At 61.1% G+C, this 16,873-nt stretch carries 16 protein-coding genes and 1 tRNA gene; 8 read left to right on the plus strand and 9 right to left on the minus strand.

The window, feature by feature from the left end; genetic code table 11:
• Positions 1–2 precede the first annotated feature (2 nt).
• Positions 3–1,466: a betaine-aldehyde dehydrogenase gene (gene betB, locus HNQ71_RS04210; protein ID WP_184871312.1), complete on the plus strand. Its 1,464-nt coding sequence runs from the start codon at positions 3–5 to the stop codon at positions 1,464–1,466.
• 7 nt (positions 1,467–1,473) lie between these two features.
• Here betB and HNQ71_RS04215 read toward each other — a convergent pair whose 3' ends face one another.
• Complete coding sequence (locus tag HNQ71_RS04215) at positions 1,474–3,714, minus strand: mannose-1-phosphate guanylyltransferase/mannose-6-phosphate isomerase (RefSeq protein WP_184871313.1); 2,241 nt, start codon at positions 3,712–3,714, stop codon at positions 1,474–1,476.
• Between the two features lie 48 nt (positions 3,715–3,762).
• Entirely contained in the window at positions 3,763–4,662 is a 900-nt protein-coding gene (locus tag HNQ71_RS04220; protein WP_184871314.1) for a LysR family transcriptional regulator, read from the minus strand.
• A 100-nt stretch (positions 4,663–4,762) separates the two neighbouring features.
• Here HNQ71_RS04220 and HNQ71_RS04225 point away from each other — a divergent pair, with 100 nt between their 5' ends.
• Entirely contained in the window at positions 4,763–5,650 is an 888-nt protein-coding gene (locus tag HNQ71_RS04225; RefSeq protein ID WP_184871315.1) for an NmrA/HSCARG family protein, read from the plus strand.
• Positions 5,651–5,692: 42 nt separating this feature from the next.
• Here the strand turns inward: HNQ71_RS04225 and HNQ71_RS04230 are convergent, their stop codons facing one another.
• Positions 5,693–7,213, minus strand: coding sequence for a phosphomannomutase/phosphoglucomutase (locus tag HNQ71_RS04230; protein WP_184871316.1), 1,521 nt, complete (start codon positions 7,211–7,213; stop codon positions 5,693–5,695).
• Positions 7,214–7,412: 199 nt separating this feature from the next.
• Here HNQ71_RS04230 and HNQ71_RS04235 point away from each other — a divergent pair.
• Positions 7,413–7,489: transfer RNA gene (locus HNQ71_RS04235), tRNA-Pro, on the plus strand.
• A gap of 213 nt (positions 7,490–7,702) precedes the next feature.
• Here the strand turns inward: HNQ71_RS04235 and HNQ71_RS04240 are convergent.
• From HNQ71_RS04240 to HNQ71_RS04250, 3 genes are all read right to left on the minus strand, one after another.
• Positions 7,703–8,803, minus strand: coding sequence for a glycosyltransferase family 9 protein (locus HNQ71_RS04240; protein ID WP_184871317.1), 1,101 nt, complete (start codon positions 8,801–8,803; stop codon positions 7,703–7,705).
• A 140-nt stretch (positions 8,804–8,943) separates the two neighbouring features.
• Entirely contained in the window at positions 8,944–9,642 is a 699-nt protein-coding gene (locus tag HNQ71_RS04245) for a hypothetical protein (protein ID WP_184871318.1), read from the minus strand.
• Positions 9,639–10,277 (minus strand): hypothetical protein, encoded by a 639-nt coding sequence (locus tag HNQ71_RS04250; RefSeq protein ID WP_245331086.1) that lies wholly within the window; start codon positions 10,275–10,277, stop codon positions 9,639–9,641. The genes HNQ71_RS04245 and HNQ71_RS04250 overlap by 4 nt, the downstream gene beginning before the upstream one ends.
• 428 nt (positions 10,278–10,705) lie before the next feature.
• Between HNQ71_RS04250 and HNQ71_RS04255 the strand changes: the two genes are divergently transcribed.
• Together HNQ71_RS04255 and HNQ71_RS04260 are read left to right on the plus strand one after the other, a co-directional pair.
• Entirely contained in the window at positions 10,706–11,263 is a 558-nt protein-coding gene (locus tag HNQ71_RS04255; protein ID WP_095089778.1) for an OsmC family protein, read from the plus strand.
• A 53-nt stretch (positions 11,264–11,316) separates the two neighbouring features.
• On the plus strand, positions 11,317–12,531 hold the full coding sequence (locus HNQ71_RS04260; protein WP_343068031.1) for an NAD(P)-binding domain-containing protein: 1,215 nt from the start codon (positions 11,317–11,319) through the stop codon (positions 12,529–12,531).
• A gap of 58 nt (positions 12,532–12,589) precedes the next feature.
• Here the strand turns inward: HNQ71_RS04260 and HNQ71_RS04265 are convergent, their stop codons facing one another.
• Genes HNQ71_RS04265 through HNQ71_RS04275 form a run of 3 tightly spaced genes read right to left on the minus strand, consistent with a single transcriptional unit; the run spans position 12,590 to position 14,768 of the window.
• On the minus strand, positions 12,590–13,039 hold the full coding sequence (locus HNQ71_RS04265) for a CoA-binding protein (protein WP_184872230.1): 450 nt from the start codon (positions 13,037–13,039) through the stop codon (positions 12,590–12,592).
• Positions 13,040–13,044: 5 nt separating this feature from the next.
• Positions 13,045–13,416 (minus strand): 2Fe-2S iron-sulfur cluster-binding protein, encoded by a 372-nt coding sequence (locus HNQ71_RS04270; protein ID WP_184871319.1) that lies wholly within the window; start codon positions 13,414–13,416, stop codon positions 13,045–13,047.
• Complete coding sequence (locus HNQ71_RS04275) at positions 13,413–14,768, minus strand: selenium-binding family protein (protein ID WP_184871320.1); 1,356 nt, start codon at positions 14,766–14,768, stop codon at positions 13,413–13,415. Before HNQ71_RS04275 ends, HNQ71_RS04270 begins: the two co-directional genes overlap by 4 nt.
• 717 nt (positions 14,769–15,485) lie before the next feature.
• On the opposite strand from HNQ71_RS04275, the gene HNQ71_RS04280 reads away from it, so the two are divergent.
• The 3 genes from HNQ71_RS04280 to HNQ71_RS04290 all read left to right on the plus strand — a co-directional run bounded on the left by HNQ71_RS04280 (position 15,486) and on the right by HNQ71_RS04290 (position 16,870).
• A complete protein-coding gene (locus HNQ71_RS04280; protein ID WP_184871321.1) occupies positions 15,486–15,794 on the plus strand; it encodes a hypothetical protein in 309 nt (102 codons plus the stop codon).
• 122 nt (positions 15,795–15,916) lie between these two features.
• Entirely contained in the window at positions 15,917–16,237 is a 321-nt protein-coding gene (locus HNQ71_RS04285; protein WP_184871322.1) for a hypothetical protein, read from the plus strand.
• A gap of 288 nt (positions 16,238–16,525) precedes the next feature.
• The gene (locus HNQ71_RS04290) at positions 16,526–16,870 is read left to right on the plus strand and encodes a hypothetical protein (RefSeq protein ID WP_184871323.1); all 345 of its coding nucleotides are present in this window, start codon (positions 16,526–16,528) and stop codon (positions 16,868–16,870) included.
• The last annotated feature ends 3 nt before the right edge of the window (positions 16,871–16,873 follow it).

A 16,873-nucleotide genomic window follows, 5' to 3' on the forward strand; every position in this document is an offset into this window, starting at 1 on the left:
CCATGCGCGCCCAGCCCACGGCATCGCACTATGTCAACGGACGCTACATCGACGATGAGCAAGGCGCGCCGCTGCCGGTCATCTATCCGGCAACCGGCGAGACGATCGCCATGCTGCGCTCGGCGACGCCGAACGTGCTGGAACTCGCCGTCGAGGCCGCACGGGCCGCCCAGCCCGCATGGGCGCGGCTGAAGCCGGTCGAGCGCGGACGTATCCTGCGCCGCGCCGCCGACATCTTGCGCGCCCGCAACGCCGACCTCGCTCGCATAGAGACGCTCGACACCGGCAAGGCGATCCAGGAGACACTAGTGGCGGACGCGCCGTCGGCCGCGGACTGCCTGGAATATTTCGGCGGCGCGGTCGCCGCCTACAATGGCGAGGCGATAGATCTCGGCGGGCCCTTCGCCTACACCCGACGCGAGGCGCTCGGCGTCTGTGTCGGCATCGGCGCCTGGAACTACCCGATCCAGATTGCCGGCTGGAAATCAGCACCGGCGCTGGCCATGGGCAACGCCATGGTGTTCAAGCCGTCGGAAAACACGCCGCTTTCAGCGCTGGCGCTGGCCGAGATCTACAGCGAGGCCGGCCTGCCCGATGGGCTGTTCAACGTCGTGCAGGGCTATGGCGATGTCGGCGCCGGGCTTGTCGGCCATGACGTCGTCGCCAAGGTTTCGGTAACCGGCTCGGTGCCGACCGGGCGCAAGGTGCTGTCGCTGGCCGGTTCGAAGATGAAGCACGCGACGATGGAACTCGGCGGCAAGTCGCCGCTGATCGTCTTCGACGATGCCGACATCGAGAATGCCATTGGCGGCGCCATGCTCGGCAATTTCTATTCGACCGGCCAGATCTGCTCCAACGGCACGCGCGTCTTCGTGCAGAGCGGCATCCACGACCGGTTCGTCGAGCGCCTTGTCGAGCGGACCAAGAAGATCCGCATCGGCGATCCGCTCGACCCCGAGACCCAGATGGGCCCGCTGGTCTCCAAGGCGCAGCATGAGAAGGTGGTCGGCTATATCGCGGTCGGCAAGCAGGATGGCGCGACGCTGGTCTGCGGCGGCAACGTGCCTTCGCTGCAGGGTTTCGACGGCGGCTTCTTCGTCGAACCGACCGTTTTCACCGGCGTCACCGACTCGATGCGCATCGCGCGCGAGGAGATTTTCGGGCCGGTGATGAGCGTGCTGAAATTCGACGGCGAGGACGAGGTGATCGACCGCGCCAACGACACCGAATTCGGCCTTGCCGCCGGCGTCTTCACGCGCGACCTGCCGCGCGCCCACCGCGTCATCGCCGAACTGCAGGCCGGCACCTGCTGGATCAATGCCTACAATCTGACGCCGGTCGAAATCCCCTTCGGCGGCTTCAAGCAGTCCGGTATCGGGCGGGAGAATTCGCTGGCCGCGCTGGCGCTCTATTCGCAGCTGAAGTCGATCTATGTCGAAACAGGGGACGTGGCGAGCCCCTACTGAGCCCAGCCTACGTCGCCTTTTGCGCCGTGCTGTCCAGATACTGGGTCAGCGCACAAACCAGGTGATAGAAGATGCTGGCCGGCACATCGGTCGCCAGCGAGCGGCCGCGTTCATCGATGCGGTCGATCCACAGGCCGAGCGGCGCCGGGTCGATGTGCCAGCGGAACAGGCGGCCAACGCGTTCCTCGATTTCGGGCTTGAGGTCGGGCCCGCCCGAGCCATCCAGCGCAATTGCCGCCTTGACCGCTTCGGCCTGCGGCCAGCTGCGGGAGACGCGGTCGAGCGGCAGGCCTTGCCTGGAGACGGCGCCATAGGCAAGACCAGTGGCGCGGTTGAGGCCGTTGGCGATGGCCGAGGCATAGAGTTTTCGGGCGAAGCCGCTTAAATCCGCCTGGCCGCTGCGTCCGGCGAAATCGACCAGCAGCGAGGCCCATTCGAAATGGTGGCCGGGCTCGGTCCAGGCCCCCTTCTCGCCGGCGGACGGTTTCCATTCGGCATCGAAATATTCGCCGAGGGTCCAGCTTTCGGCATCGAAGAAATGGCTGCGGAACAGTTCGATGATACGCGCCGCACGGCGCAGATGGGTGCGCTCGCCGGTCGCCTGATACCAGGCGAGAAAGGCCTCGAGCAGATGCATGTGCGGATTGGAGCGTCGCTCGCCCTCCCCGTCCGACGTCTCGAGGAAGCCGGTCAGGCGGCTGTCCTCGAGATATGTGTCGAGGAAAGCTAAGGTTTCCTGACCAAGCCGCAAGGCGTCGGGATTGCCCGACATATGCGCGTGCGCGAGTGCCAGCAGCACGCAGGAATGATCGTAGGCATCCTCGGTGGCGTCGGCGACGGAGCCGTCGACGTTCAGCGTGCGCACCCAGCCGCCTTTGTCGGTGCGGCCATTTTTGGCCACGAAGTCGATGCCGTGGCTGATCAGCCGGTCGGCCGGACCGTCCCAGCCGCGCGCTTTGGCAACGGCGAAGGCATAGACCTGCCTTGCCATGGTGCGCATGCGCTTGGGCTTCATCAGCGGCGAAGCATCAAGGCCGAGCGCTTCGTGAAAACCGCCATGGCGCTCGTCGACGCCCGATGTCGACCAGAGCGGCAAGGTCTCCTGAAACAGCCAGTGATGCACGCGCCGCCGCCAGGCGCCGCTTTCGATGACGCGGTCATGCGCCGGTGTGAACCGGGTTTCCAGCCGGCCCGATCTCTCGAGCTGTTCGACGATCTTCTTGACGTGCTGGCTGTGGCTGACCGGGGCGACGAAGGTGGCGTCTGATGTCGAGACGATGGCAACGTCCTTCATGCCGATCGCCGACAGCAGCCGGCCGTCGCTGCGGATGTAGGAGTTCTCGCAGTCGATGGCGACGACATCGCCGATGACGACATTGCCCTGGTCGTCGGCGGGGCCGACATCGAGCAGCGACTGCCAGGAGCCGAGATCGTTCCAGCGGAAGCCGGCCGGCACCATGGCGATGTCCTTTGCCCGCTCCATGATGGCGTAGTCGATCGAGTTCGACGGGATGGCTCCATAGAGTTCGAGCGGCATATAGAGACCGGACAGATCCGATGTCGCCGCTCTGTAGGCCGCTTCGGTGGCCTGCCAGATATCGGGCTGGAACGCCGCGAAGGCGTCGCGCATGGCGCCGGCGCGAAACAGGAAGATGCCGGTATTCCAATAGAAATTTCCGGCCTGGAGATAGTTTTGCGCCGTCGCAAGGTCCGGCTTTTCGACGAAGCGCGACACGTCGAAGGTGCCGCCACTTTCGGCCGCGACTTCGATATAGCCGTAGCCGGTCTCGGGCTGCGTCGGCTTGACGCCGAACACCACCAGCCGGTCGGCGCGCGCTGCCTCGGCGCCGGCTTCGACACTCTGCCAGAATTGGCGCGGGGTGTTGATCTCGTGATCCGACGGCACCACCAGCACCAGGCTGTCGCCGAATTCGGACAGCGTGCGCAGCGTCGCCAGCGCGACGGCGGCGGCGGTGTTGCGGCCGGTCGGCTCGAACAACGGCCCGCCGCCGGCGAGATCGAGGCCAGCAAGGTCGGCGCGGACGCGGTCGGCATGGCGCTCCGAGGCGATCAGGAAGATGGGCGTGTCGCCCTCCGGCCGCGCCGTCAGCCGGCGCAAGGTCTTGGCCAGCATCGAGCCATCGCCAGACAGATCGTGGAACTGCTTGGGGTTGTCCTCGCGCGACAGCGGCCAGAGCCGCGAGCCGATACCGCCGCTCATGACAAAACTAACGATCCGATCGGTCATTCGGGTCTCGCGCTCAGAGGCAATTTGGCCGGTGCTACTACACAAGCCTTAAGCGGTGTTTATCCCATTGGAAATGCGTTTGGATGCGAGCTCGATAAATGCGCTGACCAGGGGCGAAAGGTGGCGGCTGCTCGGATAGAGGGCATGCAGGCCGCCGGCCGGTGTCGTGTAATCCGCGAGAAGGCGCTGCAGTCGCCCCTCCTTGATCAGCCCTTCGGCCATCGCCTGGGGCAATTGGGCGATGCCGAAGCCGGCGAGCGCGGCCGCAACGACCGCCTGCATTTCATTGGCGGCAAAACGCCCTGTCACCATGACCGTTTCCTGGCCGTGGGGCCCTTCCAGCACCCAATGGGCACCAGAGGCCGAAGTGCCTGCGATGACGCATTGATGGTGCGTGAGGTCCGCCGGCCTTTGCGGCGTGCCGTGCCGCGCGAGATAGTCCGGGCTGGCGCCGAGCAGCCGGTGCGTGGAGCCGAGCTTGCGGGCGATCAGCGTCGAATCCTGAAGGACCCCAGTGCGGAAAGCGAGGTCTATGCCGTCCTCGACCAGGTTGAGCCTGTCGTCGGTGAGGCGGAGCTCGACATTGGTCTTCGGATACAGTGCGAGAAAGTCGACCACGGCGCGGATGAGGAAATGGCCGCCAAAACCGACCGGGGCCGAAATGCGAATCGTGCCCGACGGCTCCGCCCTCGCCTCCGCCAGGCGCAGATTTGCCTCCTCGATGGTGCGCAGGCCTTGGCTGCTCTGCTCATAGTAGAGACGCCCGGCATCCGTCAGGTTGAGGCTACGTGTGGTGCGCTGCAGCAGGCGGACGCCGACTTCGCGTTCGAGCGCGGCAATGCGGCGGCTGACTGTCGTCTTGGGCATGGCGAGCAGGCGCGCGGCAGCAGTGAAACTGCCGGCTTCGACGACGCGAGCAAACACGACGATATCGTTGAGATCGATCATTGTATCTAAGATTGGGACGATGTTTCCCAATTATAGCCAATTATGCATCAATGCGGAAGATCCTAACTTTGCTGCAGCCAAACAAGAAGGAACACACACCATGGCCAGCAAACGAAACATCCTGGTGACCGGCGCGACAGGCCAGCAAGGCGGTGCGGTTGCACGCGCCGTGTTGTCCAGGGGACATCGCGTCAAGGCACTGACGCGCCAGCCCGACAGTGAAGCCGCACGGCAACTGGCGTCTGCGGGCGCCGAGATCGTGGCCGGTGATCTCGCTGACGCGGCCTCCGTCGTGAGGGCCGCAAAAGACGTCGACACCATGTTCCTGATGGGCAACAGCTATGAGGCAGGCATGCAGGAGGAAACCCGTCAGGGGATCATCGCCGCCGACGCGGCCAAGGCTGCCGGCGTCGGACATTTGATCTATTCATCCGTTGCCGACGCCGACAAGAAGACCGGCATCCCACATTTCGAAAGCAAATATCTGGTCGAGAAACATATCGTCGGGCTCGGCATCCCCTACACGATCAGCGCGCCGGCCGCCTTCATGGAGAATGTCGTCGCGCCATGGTCGATCGGCGCGCTCAGCCAGGGCACTTATGCCTTCGCGATGCCTCCCAAACGCGTCCTCCAACTGGTCTCGCTGGCGGACATCGGCGGCTTCGTCGCCGCCTTGGCCGAGCGGCGAGAACAGGTGTTCGGCAAGCGCTTCGATTTCGCCGGGGACGAATTGTCAGGCGAAGAGCAAGCGAAAATCCTGTCCGAGGCCATCGGTCGCCCGATCCGCTATCAGGAAATCCCGCTCACCGTGGCCCGCCAGCAAATCGAGGATGCGGCCCTGATGTTCGAATGGTTCGACCGCGCCGGCTACGACGTCGATATCGCCGCCTTGCGCAAGGATTTCCCCGAGGTCCGCTGGCACAGTTTTGCCGACTGGGCGCGAGCGTTCGACTGGACCGCCCTGGGGCAGACCGCTTCCGCCGGCTGAGTACCCTGTCCCTGACAATCGCGAAGTGACTAGATCCTGCAGCTAGAAAGTCTGGTTGTAGGCGCCGACTTCGGGGCTGCGTCGCAGCACGGCGTCGACAGCGTCGAACATCTGCCGGCGGCGCTGCGACGACACCGGGCTTTCGACGACGACGACAAGCTCCGGCTTGTTCGACGAGGCGCGCACAAGGCCCCAGGTGCCGTCCTCGGCGACGACACGCACGCCGTTGACGGTGATCAGATCAATGATCTTCTGGCCGGCGAAGCTTACGCCATCGCGCTTCATGGCTTGAAAATCGGCAACCACCCGCTCGACCACGCCATACTTCACATCGTCGGCGCAGTGCGGTGACATGGTCGGCGTGCCGAAGGTCAGCGGCAGCGCCCGGTAGAGGTCGGCCATCGAAATGCCGGGACTGCGATCCAGCATCTGGCAGATGGCGATGGCCGTGACCAACCCGTCGTCATAGCCGCGCCCGATCGGTGGATTGAAGAAGAAATGGCCTGACTTTTCGAAGCCGGCGACGGCGCCGAGCTCTGCAACGCGGCGCTTGATGTAGGAGTGGCCGGTCTTCCAATAGTCGGTGACGGCGCCGTTGGCGCGCAGCACCGCGTCGGTGTTGAACAGGCCGGTCGACTTGACGTCGACGACGAAGGTCGAGCCCGGGTGGAGCAGCGAAATATCGCGCGCCAGCATGACGCCGACCTTGTCGGCAAAAATCTCGTTGCCTTCATTGTCGACGACGCCGCAGCGGTCGCCATCGCCGTCGAAGCCGAGCCCGACATCGGCGCCCGTCTCCAGCACCTTGTCCCTGATGGCATGCAGCATCCGCATGTCCTCGGGATTGGGATTGTAGCGCGGGAAGGTGTGGTCGAGTTCGACATCGAGCGGGACGACCTCGCAGCCGATGCGCAGCAAGGCTTCCGGGGCAAAGGCGCCGGCGGTCCCATTGCCGCAAGCGGCGACCACTTTCAGCTTCCGGGTGATGCGCTTGTCGCGGGTCAGATCATCGAGGTAGGTCGCGCGGAAATCGCGGACGAAGTCATAGGAGCCGCCGCCGGCGAGGTCGAAGTCGCCAGCCAGCACAATGTTCTTCAAGGAACTCATCTCCTCCGGGCCGAAGGTCAGCGGCCGCGCCGCGCCCATCTTGACGCCGGTCCAGCCATTCTCGTTGTGTGAGGCGGTGACCATGGCGACGGACGGCGTATCCAGTGCGAACTGGGCGAAATAGGCCATCGGCGACAGCGCCAGGCCGATATCCCTCACCCTTGCACCAGCGGCCATCAGGCCGGTGACCAGCGCCAGTTTGATCGACAGCGAATAGGAACGGAAATCGTGCCCGGTGACGATATCGGGTCCGGCGCCGAGACGGCGGATCAGCGTGCCGAGCCCCATGCCCAGCGCCTGGACTCCGATCAGATTAAGCTCCGGCGGCTGCGTGGACCCTGCATGACCGAACCACCAGCGCGCGTCGTATTCGCGAAAACCCGACGCCTTGATCAGCGCCTCGGTTTCGAACTCGAAGCTGTTGGGGCGGGCTTCGCCAACGATTTTTGGGGGCAAGACAGCAAAGCTCCAGGCGGCAGAAATACGATCCATCCAGGCGGGGATTTAGCACACAAGGCTTTAAGCCCGGTTTATTCCGGGTGGAAATCCGGGCTTTCCGGGAATGCCCAACGAAAGACGACAAAATGCGACAGAACCACTGCCATTGCCGCTTGCAGGAACGAAGTGCGGCGGCTATAAGCCCGCGGTCTGGTCACGGAGTGTAGCGCAGCCTGGTAGCGCACCTCGTTCGGGACGAGGGGGTCGCAGGTTCAAATCCTGCCACTCCGACCAGAAAAAACAATGTGTTAGCGCATCCCGACTTTGGCGCCCCCACCGACAGCCAGCAGCGTTCAAAATCGATTTCGCGACTGAGCGCGTTGTCGAGCGAACTGGTGAAGCCGTACGGCCCTGCCGATCACCGAATCGATGAGCGCACGATCCTTGTCGACATAGGCCTGCAGGGCCTTCTTCACGGTTTCAAGCGGGCCGGTCATGGCTGTAGGTTCAATTGGCCGTCTTGTTCGCCTGTTGTCTCACTGCATCTATCAAGTCTCGTGTCGCTTGAGCAACCTTGGCAACTGGTAGTCGATGAACGCAGTAGACGCCGCCCGGGTTGTCGGGTTTGCACAATCCGGGCGCAACACACTGGCAAGGCAACGGCGGCTCAACGGTGCGGTGAAGCACCCCAAAAGGCCCCCAGATGTCGGGGGGCGTCAGGCCATACAGGCCCACAACTGGAGTTCCGACTGACGCAGCCATGTGCATTGGGCCGCTCTCGTTTCCCAGAAAGATAAATGCATCCGAAAGCAATGCTGTTAGTGTCTCAAGCGAGGCTTTGCCAACAACGCTCACCAATGGTGACACTGCCACATTCAAGATAGCTTGCGCGGTTGCGCTCTCATCAGGTCCACCAATCAGCAATGACCGCAGGCCCTTGGTTGCATAAACCTCGTCGATTACTGCAGCGAACCGTTCAGGTTGCCAACACCGCCCTTCGAACCTTGCTCCAGCGTGTACTGCGACGAAAGCCTTTACGGCCAGATTGCTTTGCGCCAGAATCTGGGTAGATGCGCTTCGCCCGACTGGTGTGGGTTCTAGCCTCGGTGTCACTTCTCGCAATTCTATCCCAAGCGCTTCAAGCGGGGACAGATATCGGTACAAGTAGTGCACGCCTCCATAGCCGAAGGTTTCAGCAAATATATTAGCAGGCTGAACTTCCCAAAATTTCAGGGGCTTTTCCGGGGGATTGTAACCAACGCGCAGGGGGGCGCCGATTGACCTGTGCAGTATCCGTGATGTCTTCGAGTCAGTTAAATCAATGGTGAGATCGAATTTTCGGCGGCGCAGGTCAGCGACCAGGCTTGAATATTCCTTCACTCGCTGAGGCAGACTTCTACCAGCACCTCGACGGTCGAATCCGATAGCCTCGTCTGCGATATTCTGGCTGACTACGAAGTCTCGCAGGCCAGAAGCGCAAAGCATGGCTATCGCAGCGTTTGGGTAAGCGAGGCGCAGATTTCGCACGAGCGCCGAGGTCAGAATGACATCCCCGATGTACTTCGTCTGAATAACGAGAATGGACTTGATAGCCAGCCGATCAGCCATCGAGATATTCAGCACATCGACCTCACGAAGGGCGGCGGGTCAAATTGGTCATTGGTGGGCGCCCAACGTCCAATCGAGCTCACGGTTCCGGCTAATGGATATCTCTCTTTTCGTCAGCGAAGCAAGGTCGTCTGTCGTCGTCATGGCATCTGTCCCTGCCACAAGGGCAATCCACTTTCTGCCGCGAAGTCCCTATCCTCTGCGTAGATTGGCTCGCCTCTTTTCACCACCCGTCGAAGCAAATCCGCATCTTCGTCGGCATGATATCGAAAGGCATTTCGGGTGTCGTATCCATGCCCGGCTTGGGACAGGGAAAACCCGCTGACGACAACAGGAGCGAAACCGGCGAAACGCGCCAGCATGATCGCGAAGGCTCCGGTGGAGATTTTCCGGTGCCAGCCGCGGGACACATGATATTTGCCGCTAAGCCGCCAGACGATGTTGGCAAGCTGCCATTTGGTAAGCGCCTGCAAGGTGTCATAACGATAATCAAAGGTGCGACAACCGGCTTCCAGCTTGTCCTCAACGTCCGGCCAAACCGGGACGATCAGATGCTTTGCCTGCCGTCCTTTCAACAAATCACGCTTGTAAAAATCCTGCTCGTCCTGGCCGACCAAAATGCCGCGGCGGATCAGGGCGATGTCGGGAACTGGTAGACCGAAGGTTTCCGCCAAAAGCTGGGAAGCATTGACCGTCACCAGTCCCCAATCGGCATCATGTCCCTGCGGGAGGCGAAAATTCGGCGCTGCCCCCATCACCAAGGCGGGGCCCGTGACACTGGGCAAGCGAAGAATTGGCTTTGAGAAGGTTGGCAAGAGATCTGAAAGCGGAGTTTTCATGCGGGAATCTGAACCGCATGTTCCTCAAACGCGCGCAGAATGCTCTCTTCTCGGCTCCACAATTCGTCCCATTGCGTAGCGCCGGACCAGCCAGCAAACCAAGGACCGCCGAGCGTATAGTGCGCCAGCGAGACATCGGCGGGGTCGAGTTCGGTAGCCGAAGCCCCTACGAGGTAGTTCCATGCCAGGGGCAATTCCCCGATCTCATGGTCCTCAAGCCATTTGAAGGCGTGGAGGTCACGTCCGGGCCACGTATTGAGCATCTCGTTGGTCAGCCGTTTGTTGGCCGGATGATCCAGATTCCACAAAACGACCGACGACCAGTTTTTGCGGCGATAGAACGTCTGCGTTTGCCCGTCCATCTTGACCGCTTCGGATTCGCGTTGCTGGTGCTTAACCGCCATAATCGCGTAGGAAGGATCGACCAGGTCGAGCAGCTTGACTGGATCCTTCAGAAACAGGACGTCACAGTCGCAGAACATGGCCCAGCCGCCTTGCCTCATAAACGGAACGGCAAAGCGCGATATGGCAAACTCGGTCGACATCGGCGCCTCGGAAATCGGGCACCAGAGCTTGCCATCACGTACCACCATCGGTCGCTTCATGATTCCTTGGGCTTCAAGGTCTTTGAGCACGAGTGGCTGTATCTGCAACGGCGTGCTTGTCCGCCGGTAGGCGCTCCATCGCGCTACGTCTAGAACTCGGGATTCGCGTGGGTCATACCCAATGTAGATTGGTATCACGTGGCAGCTCTATAATTTGATGTGAATTTACGCGACTTAAGCATGGCAGCACTGCAAGCGGAAGACCCGAAGTACGGCCGATCAGTTCGTCGCGGTGGCGACCGTCCACGGTGAACGGCACCCCACTGCGCTATCGGGAAGGTCTCGACGTAGAAGCGGGGCCGCAGCCTCCGCGTCCTTGTCGTACCAGAGGCGAATCGCGGAATCACCTTGAAGAAAAACTTCGCTACCCATACCATATCAGGCCATGGTGAAATCTGATCAGGAGGTCAGTGGAATCGGTCGGGTTTTTGAGCCAGTGCAAGATAGGGAGGATAATCATGGCTTCCGAAGTACAGGCCAACAATGGCGTTAACGTGGAGGCGCTGCTCGCCGCAAAGGAAGCGCTTTCCAACGCTCCGGAAGCCGCGCAATTCAAGTGGCGCGCGGCTTGCGAATGGAAGGATGGCACCCACAGCCACTCGACGGTCGAGAGCTTCTACGGTCTCGGCCAGGACCAGCATCGCAAGACCACGTTCGCATTCGATGCCGACCATCCGGAGGTCTTCGCTTCCTTGGATAAGGGCGCCACGCCCGTCGAATACGTGCTGGTCGGGTTGGCGAGTTGCCTGACCGCCGGCATCGCCGCGGTTGCCCAGAACCGCAACATCCAATTGAAGTCGGTGAAGGCGACCATCGAAGGCGACATGGACCTCGCCGGCATACTCGGCATCGATAGCGACGTCCGCAACGGCTTCAGCGGCATCACGGTGAAGTACAACATCGACGCCGACGCCAAGCCCGAGGACATCGAGGCTCTCGTCGCTCAGTCGCAGAAGCGATCGGCGGTTTATGACATTGTCACCAATCCGACGAACGTCACGGTCGTGGTGAATTGAAAGGCACTTCGAGCCGTAGACTCTGAGAGGGCGCGATTAGTTCCGTCACCACCGTGATCGTCGGTGCAGGGCACGCGGGGCTCGCGATGAGCCGCTGCCTCGCGGAGCGTTCGATCGACCATGTACTGCTGGAGCGCGGCGAGATTGCCCATACCTGGCGCACCGAGCGGTGGGATTCGCTGCGGTTGCTCACCCCGAACTGGCAGAGCCGGCTACCGGGCTTCCGCTATGATGGCGACGACCCCGATGGCTACCGGACGATGCCAGAGGTGATCGATTTCCTTGGGGACTATGCCAAGGCGATCTCGGCTCCGGTCAGAACCCACACGACCGTCACCTCGGTTCGCAGCGACGGGGCGGGATATCTTGTGCGCACGGATCGCGGCGAGTGGCGGTGCCGGACCGTGGTGCTGGCGTCGGGCGCGTGCAACATCGCGCGCCTGCCCGATTTCGCCGTCCGCGCGCCGCCGTCGATCACCATGCTGACGGCGCAGTCCTACCGCAATCCGGGTCAGGTCGCCGACGGTGGCGTGTTGGTGGTGGGCGCGTCGGCGAGCGGCACCCAGATCGCTCAGGAACTGCAACGTTCGGGGCGCCAAGTGACCCTGTCGGTGGGCGAGCACATCCGGGCGCCCCGCGTCTATCGCGGCAAGGACCTGGAGTGGTGGATGGACGCCGCCGGCGTGCTCGACGAGCGCTACGACGAGGTAGACGACATCAGGCGGGCACGACGGGTTCCTTCGCTGCAGCTTGCCGGCACGCCCGACCGCACCACCCTCGACCTCAATTCGCTGGTCCACCTCGGCGTCCGGCTCGTCGGTCGTCTCGCCGGCATCACCGAAGACGGCAAGGCCCAGTTTGCAGGGTCGTTGCGCAACATGTGCGCGCTTTCCGATCTGAAGATGGCCCGGCTGCTCGACCTCATCGACGAATGGGCGCGCGACAACGGCCTGGACACGACGGTCGGGCCGCCGGATCGCCCGCCGCCGACCCATGTCGAGGACAACCCGCCGCTCGGCCTCGACCTCGCCAGCGGCGCGATCAGGACGATCATCTGGGCCACCGGCTACCGTCCGGACTATTCGTGGCTGGAGCTGCCGGTCCTCGACCGCAAGGGTTACGTCCGTCACGACGGCGGGGTTGCTGAACATCCGGGCATGTACCTGATGGGGATGCAGTTTCTGCGCCGCCGCAAATCTGCGCTGATCGATGGCGCTGGCGACGACGCGCGTGATCTCAGCGCCCATCTGGCATCGTACCTGGGGTAGAATTCAATCCAAGACCAGGGGCGGTTGCCGCGACACCTCCGAATTCGGTGACCTGCAATCATATTCCCAGGTGCAACTTCGGCTTCCAGAAGGGGCGGAACAACTCGATCTTTGGACAGCGGTTCATTACCACTTTCAAGCCTGCTTCCTCCGCCAACCGGGCGGCAGCGTCATCGCGCACCCCAATCTGACCCCACAGAACCTTGGCATTAATGGCGATGGCCTCCTCAGCAACGTCCAACAGATCTTCGGAACGGCGAAAAACCTCAACCATATCCACAGGCCGGTCGATGGCCGCCAGCGACGGGTACACCTTAAGCCCTCGAATTTCATCCAGGCCGGGACTGGGGTTGACGGGGATCATATCGTAGCCGATCTCGTGCAGCACCCGGAGTACACCATAGGAAAACTTGGTTTTATCGGGGCTGGCCCCCACCATCGCGATGGTTTTGACCGATTTCAGAATTCCTTGCAGATAAGCCTCCGGATAGGGCTCATCATGGTTCATATGGGTCATTTCTCTTCGTCCAACGGGGTCGCAATATCGGCTTTCAATTCATGCGCGGCCAGGGGGTCAAGGAAGGGGTTGCGGTAGAGCTTGTCGTGGCTTTCAACGCCGACCTCCAGCGTGCAGTCGCTCAAAGGGCGCGCGACGCAGAGGATTATGTAGCCATTGTTGATCTGGCGGTTGTTCAACGCCCGCTGCGCTTGTTGATTGACTTTGCCGCTGATTATTTTGGCCGCACAGCTTATGCAGCCGCCATACTGGCACCCATAGGGCAGATCCACGCCCTGCTCGCGCAAGCTTTGCAAGAGGGGCTTGCGGTGATCGACGTCAAAGGCCGCACCGCCTTGATTGGCGAGAGTGATGGTGAAGCTGGTCATACCCAGATGTCGCTCGTGCAATCACCGCCGGGATAACGGGTTTCGTGGCAGCGGCTTGGTCCATTTGGTTCCTTGCCAAAATCGACAACAAATCGCGGATCGATTTCCATGCCGCCGTTTTCCGTATCGCAGTTGACCATCAGCATGCATCCGCCATTGGTGCGGATTTCCGGATAGAACTGGTTGTCCCAGGTCGAGAAAAGTGAGGTCGTCACATACAGGCGCTTGCCGTCGAGGCTGAGCTGGATCATCTGGGGCCCGCCAGTCACTTTCACGCCATTGACCTCAGGCGCACGGCCGAGAAGTCCGCCCATCCACACTTGTCCGGTAAGCTTGGCATTGTGAGGGTCCGAGATGTCGTACTGACGGATGTCGCCGTGCAACCAGTTGCACAAATAGAGGTATCTATCGTCCATGCTGAGCAGAATGACCGAGATCACGCCCGGTATCGGGATCGGCCATTCGGGATGCGGCTCATTGTCGACATCAATAATTTTTTCCCATTGCCAAGCGCCCGCCGCATCCTTCCACCAATGGATGATATTTGCTGAAAGGGCCGCGCCAACAAAGCCGTGACTGCTATCGGGATTGTGGTGGAACCGCACTTCCAGTGGGATCAGGCCATCTTCTCCGAGATAGAATGTTTGCTTCGGCTCCTTCTTTTCAAAATCCCAGAAATGGATCTCTCGGCCATATTTCAGATGGCCAACCTCTTCCAGGTCAAAGCCCGGCATGAAGGTGTTGGGAGCGGCCCACTCCGAACTGACCATTACGTTGTGTCGCGGCTGGTACCAGAAGTCATAACCAAACTTGATGCCGCCCATGGAGTTTTCCCAACGGCCGACGATCTCGAACTCCTTGCTGAGCTGCAAATAGCCGCCGGGGGCATTGCCCTGAGCGTCGCCAAGCATGGAAACGATGATGTCCGAGCCAAGGCAATGCACCGTGTGCGGTGCCGACAAGTTGGTCCTGGTTTTGATGTCAGCGCCGCTTATGACTTTGAATAGTGTCGGATTGCGAGGATCGGTACCGCAATCGACAATGTGCAGGTTGGACGAGCGCACACCCGGCACAATCAAATACTTCCGCTCCATGCTCGCATCGCCATGGCACGACGAACAGGCATTCCAGCCCGAGTGATGAAGCTCATCGCCAATGCCCGGCATTTGCAGGCGTGAAATCACTTGGCTGTAGGTCGAACTCTCGGGGTCGACATCAATGGTGCACAAATAGTCCGGCTTCTGAATGCCCGTGCCGGTGTAGATGGCAATCGTATAGAGCAGCTTTTCGCGAGGTGCGGTCATCGCCTCGGCTGGAGAAGCATAGCCCGGTCCGCAGCAATGATTGGTCATGGGTGGGTCCCCAATTTGAACAGATCACTGGCCAACCCCAAAGGGTCAAGCTGGAATGTTAGTGCATGCTTGGCTTTGGCGCTACGGCCGCGGTGGCTGCCTGGGGACGGGACACAAAGATGGACAGACGTCGTCAGCGGTGACGGGAAGCACCGGAAATCCGAGCTTTTGCTGGCGGACCCGCTCGTTCGGTCGCAGGTTCAGATCCTGCCACTCCGACCAGAAAAGACAACGTGTTAGCGCATCCCGACTTTGGCGCCCCATGAACTCCCTGCCATCGTGTGGACTTCGGCCGATAGCGGCGCTTTTGCTGTGTCCGCTTCGACTGATCACATTACGATTAAAGGCCGACGGGCCGACGAAAATCGACGGGCACAGACCTCGTCGCGTTTATCGAAGGCCAAAAAAGCTCAATATCGCTATCACGATGACCACTGCTCCAACGAGCCAAATGATATTGTTCATGATCGTTCTCCTGTTGCCTGGGGAAGCCCGCGCCTCTGGAGGAGTATGCGGGCCGACCAGCCTTTGTGCCGGCTAGTCGTCGGCAGACGCCGAGCCACGGTGCCTGCTGTGAGAAATAGAACTGTTAGCCCCGCCTAATGTTCCGTCGCCTAGGGAGATGAAGCAAAGACCTGTCGAATTGCTATTACATTAGCCGCAGAGCATATTTATCCTGACGCTGGCAACGGAATGCCGGTCAGGTCCGGAGCCATCATGCGCAGGTTCGTTCTGACGACGGCAGTTGCGCTTGCCTGCGGCTGCTCGCCCTCGCAAGCAAACGACGAGCGGTCATGCAAGATAGTGGCGGCGGCAGCGCGGCTCTCTGGAAAGACCAACTGCGGCGAAGGTGATGTCGTTATTATCTCTGGCATGAGCGCCAAGGAACTGCCGGGGGCAGTAGCCAGATATTGCGATTTTTGGGGGCAGATCGTTGTGCTGCCCGACGTGAGCGAGACTGACGCGTCGAGACGCATCGTTCTTTGCAAGTACCATCAGCGAGAGGCCGCCCCTTCTCAGCCCTAGGCGATGCGATCGCCCGTATTTCGACTTGCCGCAAGTGTTTCAGGCCCAAGAAGGCCGGAACCAAAGTGATCATAGGCAGTTATCCAAACGAAGGGCTAACTTCAGGAAATGGATAAACTGCAATGAAAACAATGATCATGTGCGCGTTGGCGCTTTCCATCGGCTTGCCGGCGATAGCTTCGGCAGCCGAGGCCGATGTGGTTATCAGAACCCACCATCGACACCACAACAGCGTCAGGATCATCAACGAGGACGGTCAGCGCTTGCATCACCGCCGCCATGGCGAAGTTGCGTTCTACGATCATGGCCGCCGGCATCATTATCGAGACACCGTCGTTGTAAGGCGACATCATCGCCCAGATACGGTCGTCGTGACGGGCTCCGTTTCCACTCACCGTCACTACCGTCACCACCCCGTGGTAATCGAAAACGACGGCTACTGATCGCCCGCCGCCTGCCTAACCGCACACTAAAAGAAAGCCCGCCCCAGCGTCAGCCGGGACGGGCTTTCCCGTTTACCAGTCATTGTTTTAGTGCACTCGACGGACATCAACTTCGAGTGACCGAGAACGTTCCTGAAATTTGCGGGAACCCCCGTGTGTTCTTGGGCGATGGGTTCGGCTCTGCGATGGGTTCCGCAGCGATCGGAAACTTTGACGAAGATGGCCGTCGGCTCTAGGTAGTTCGTTGCATATGATAGAGCCAGTGAATGGCGATGCCGGGGTGAGGACATGAATCTGATTTCTACGACAGCCTCGCCACCGGTCCTTGTGATTACCCTATTTCTGGTCGCCGGCTGTTCCTCGATCGGCCGATCCGTCGATCCGGCGAAATACGACAGCATGAGCTGCACCGAGCTCAACAGGGCGCTGGGCGGCGTCGCTCGTGACATCTCGCAAACCGCGGTCACCCGCGGCAAGGTGGCCAACGCCAGCGTCCCGCGCTGGCTGCTGGGCGGCGCACGCGTGAAAACCGTGGTCACCGACCGTGAAACGGCCAGGATCGACCGCCTGAAGCAGCAGGAAGAGGCTCTCGTCAGCGCCAGGGCACGCAGATGCACCTTGCCATCGCAGTGAGCT

This window comes from Mesorhizobium sangaii (assembly GCF_014207355.1).
GTDB classification, from domain to species: Bacteria; Pseudomonadota; Alphaproteobacteria; order Rhizobiales; family Rhizobiaceae; genus Mesorhizobium; species Mesorhizobium sangaii.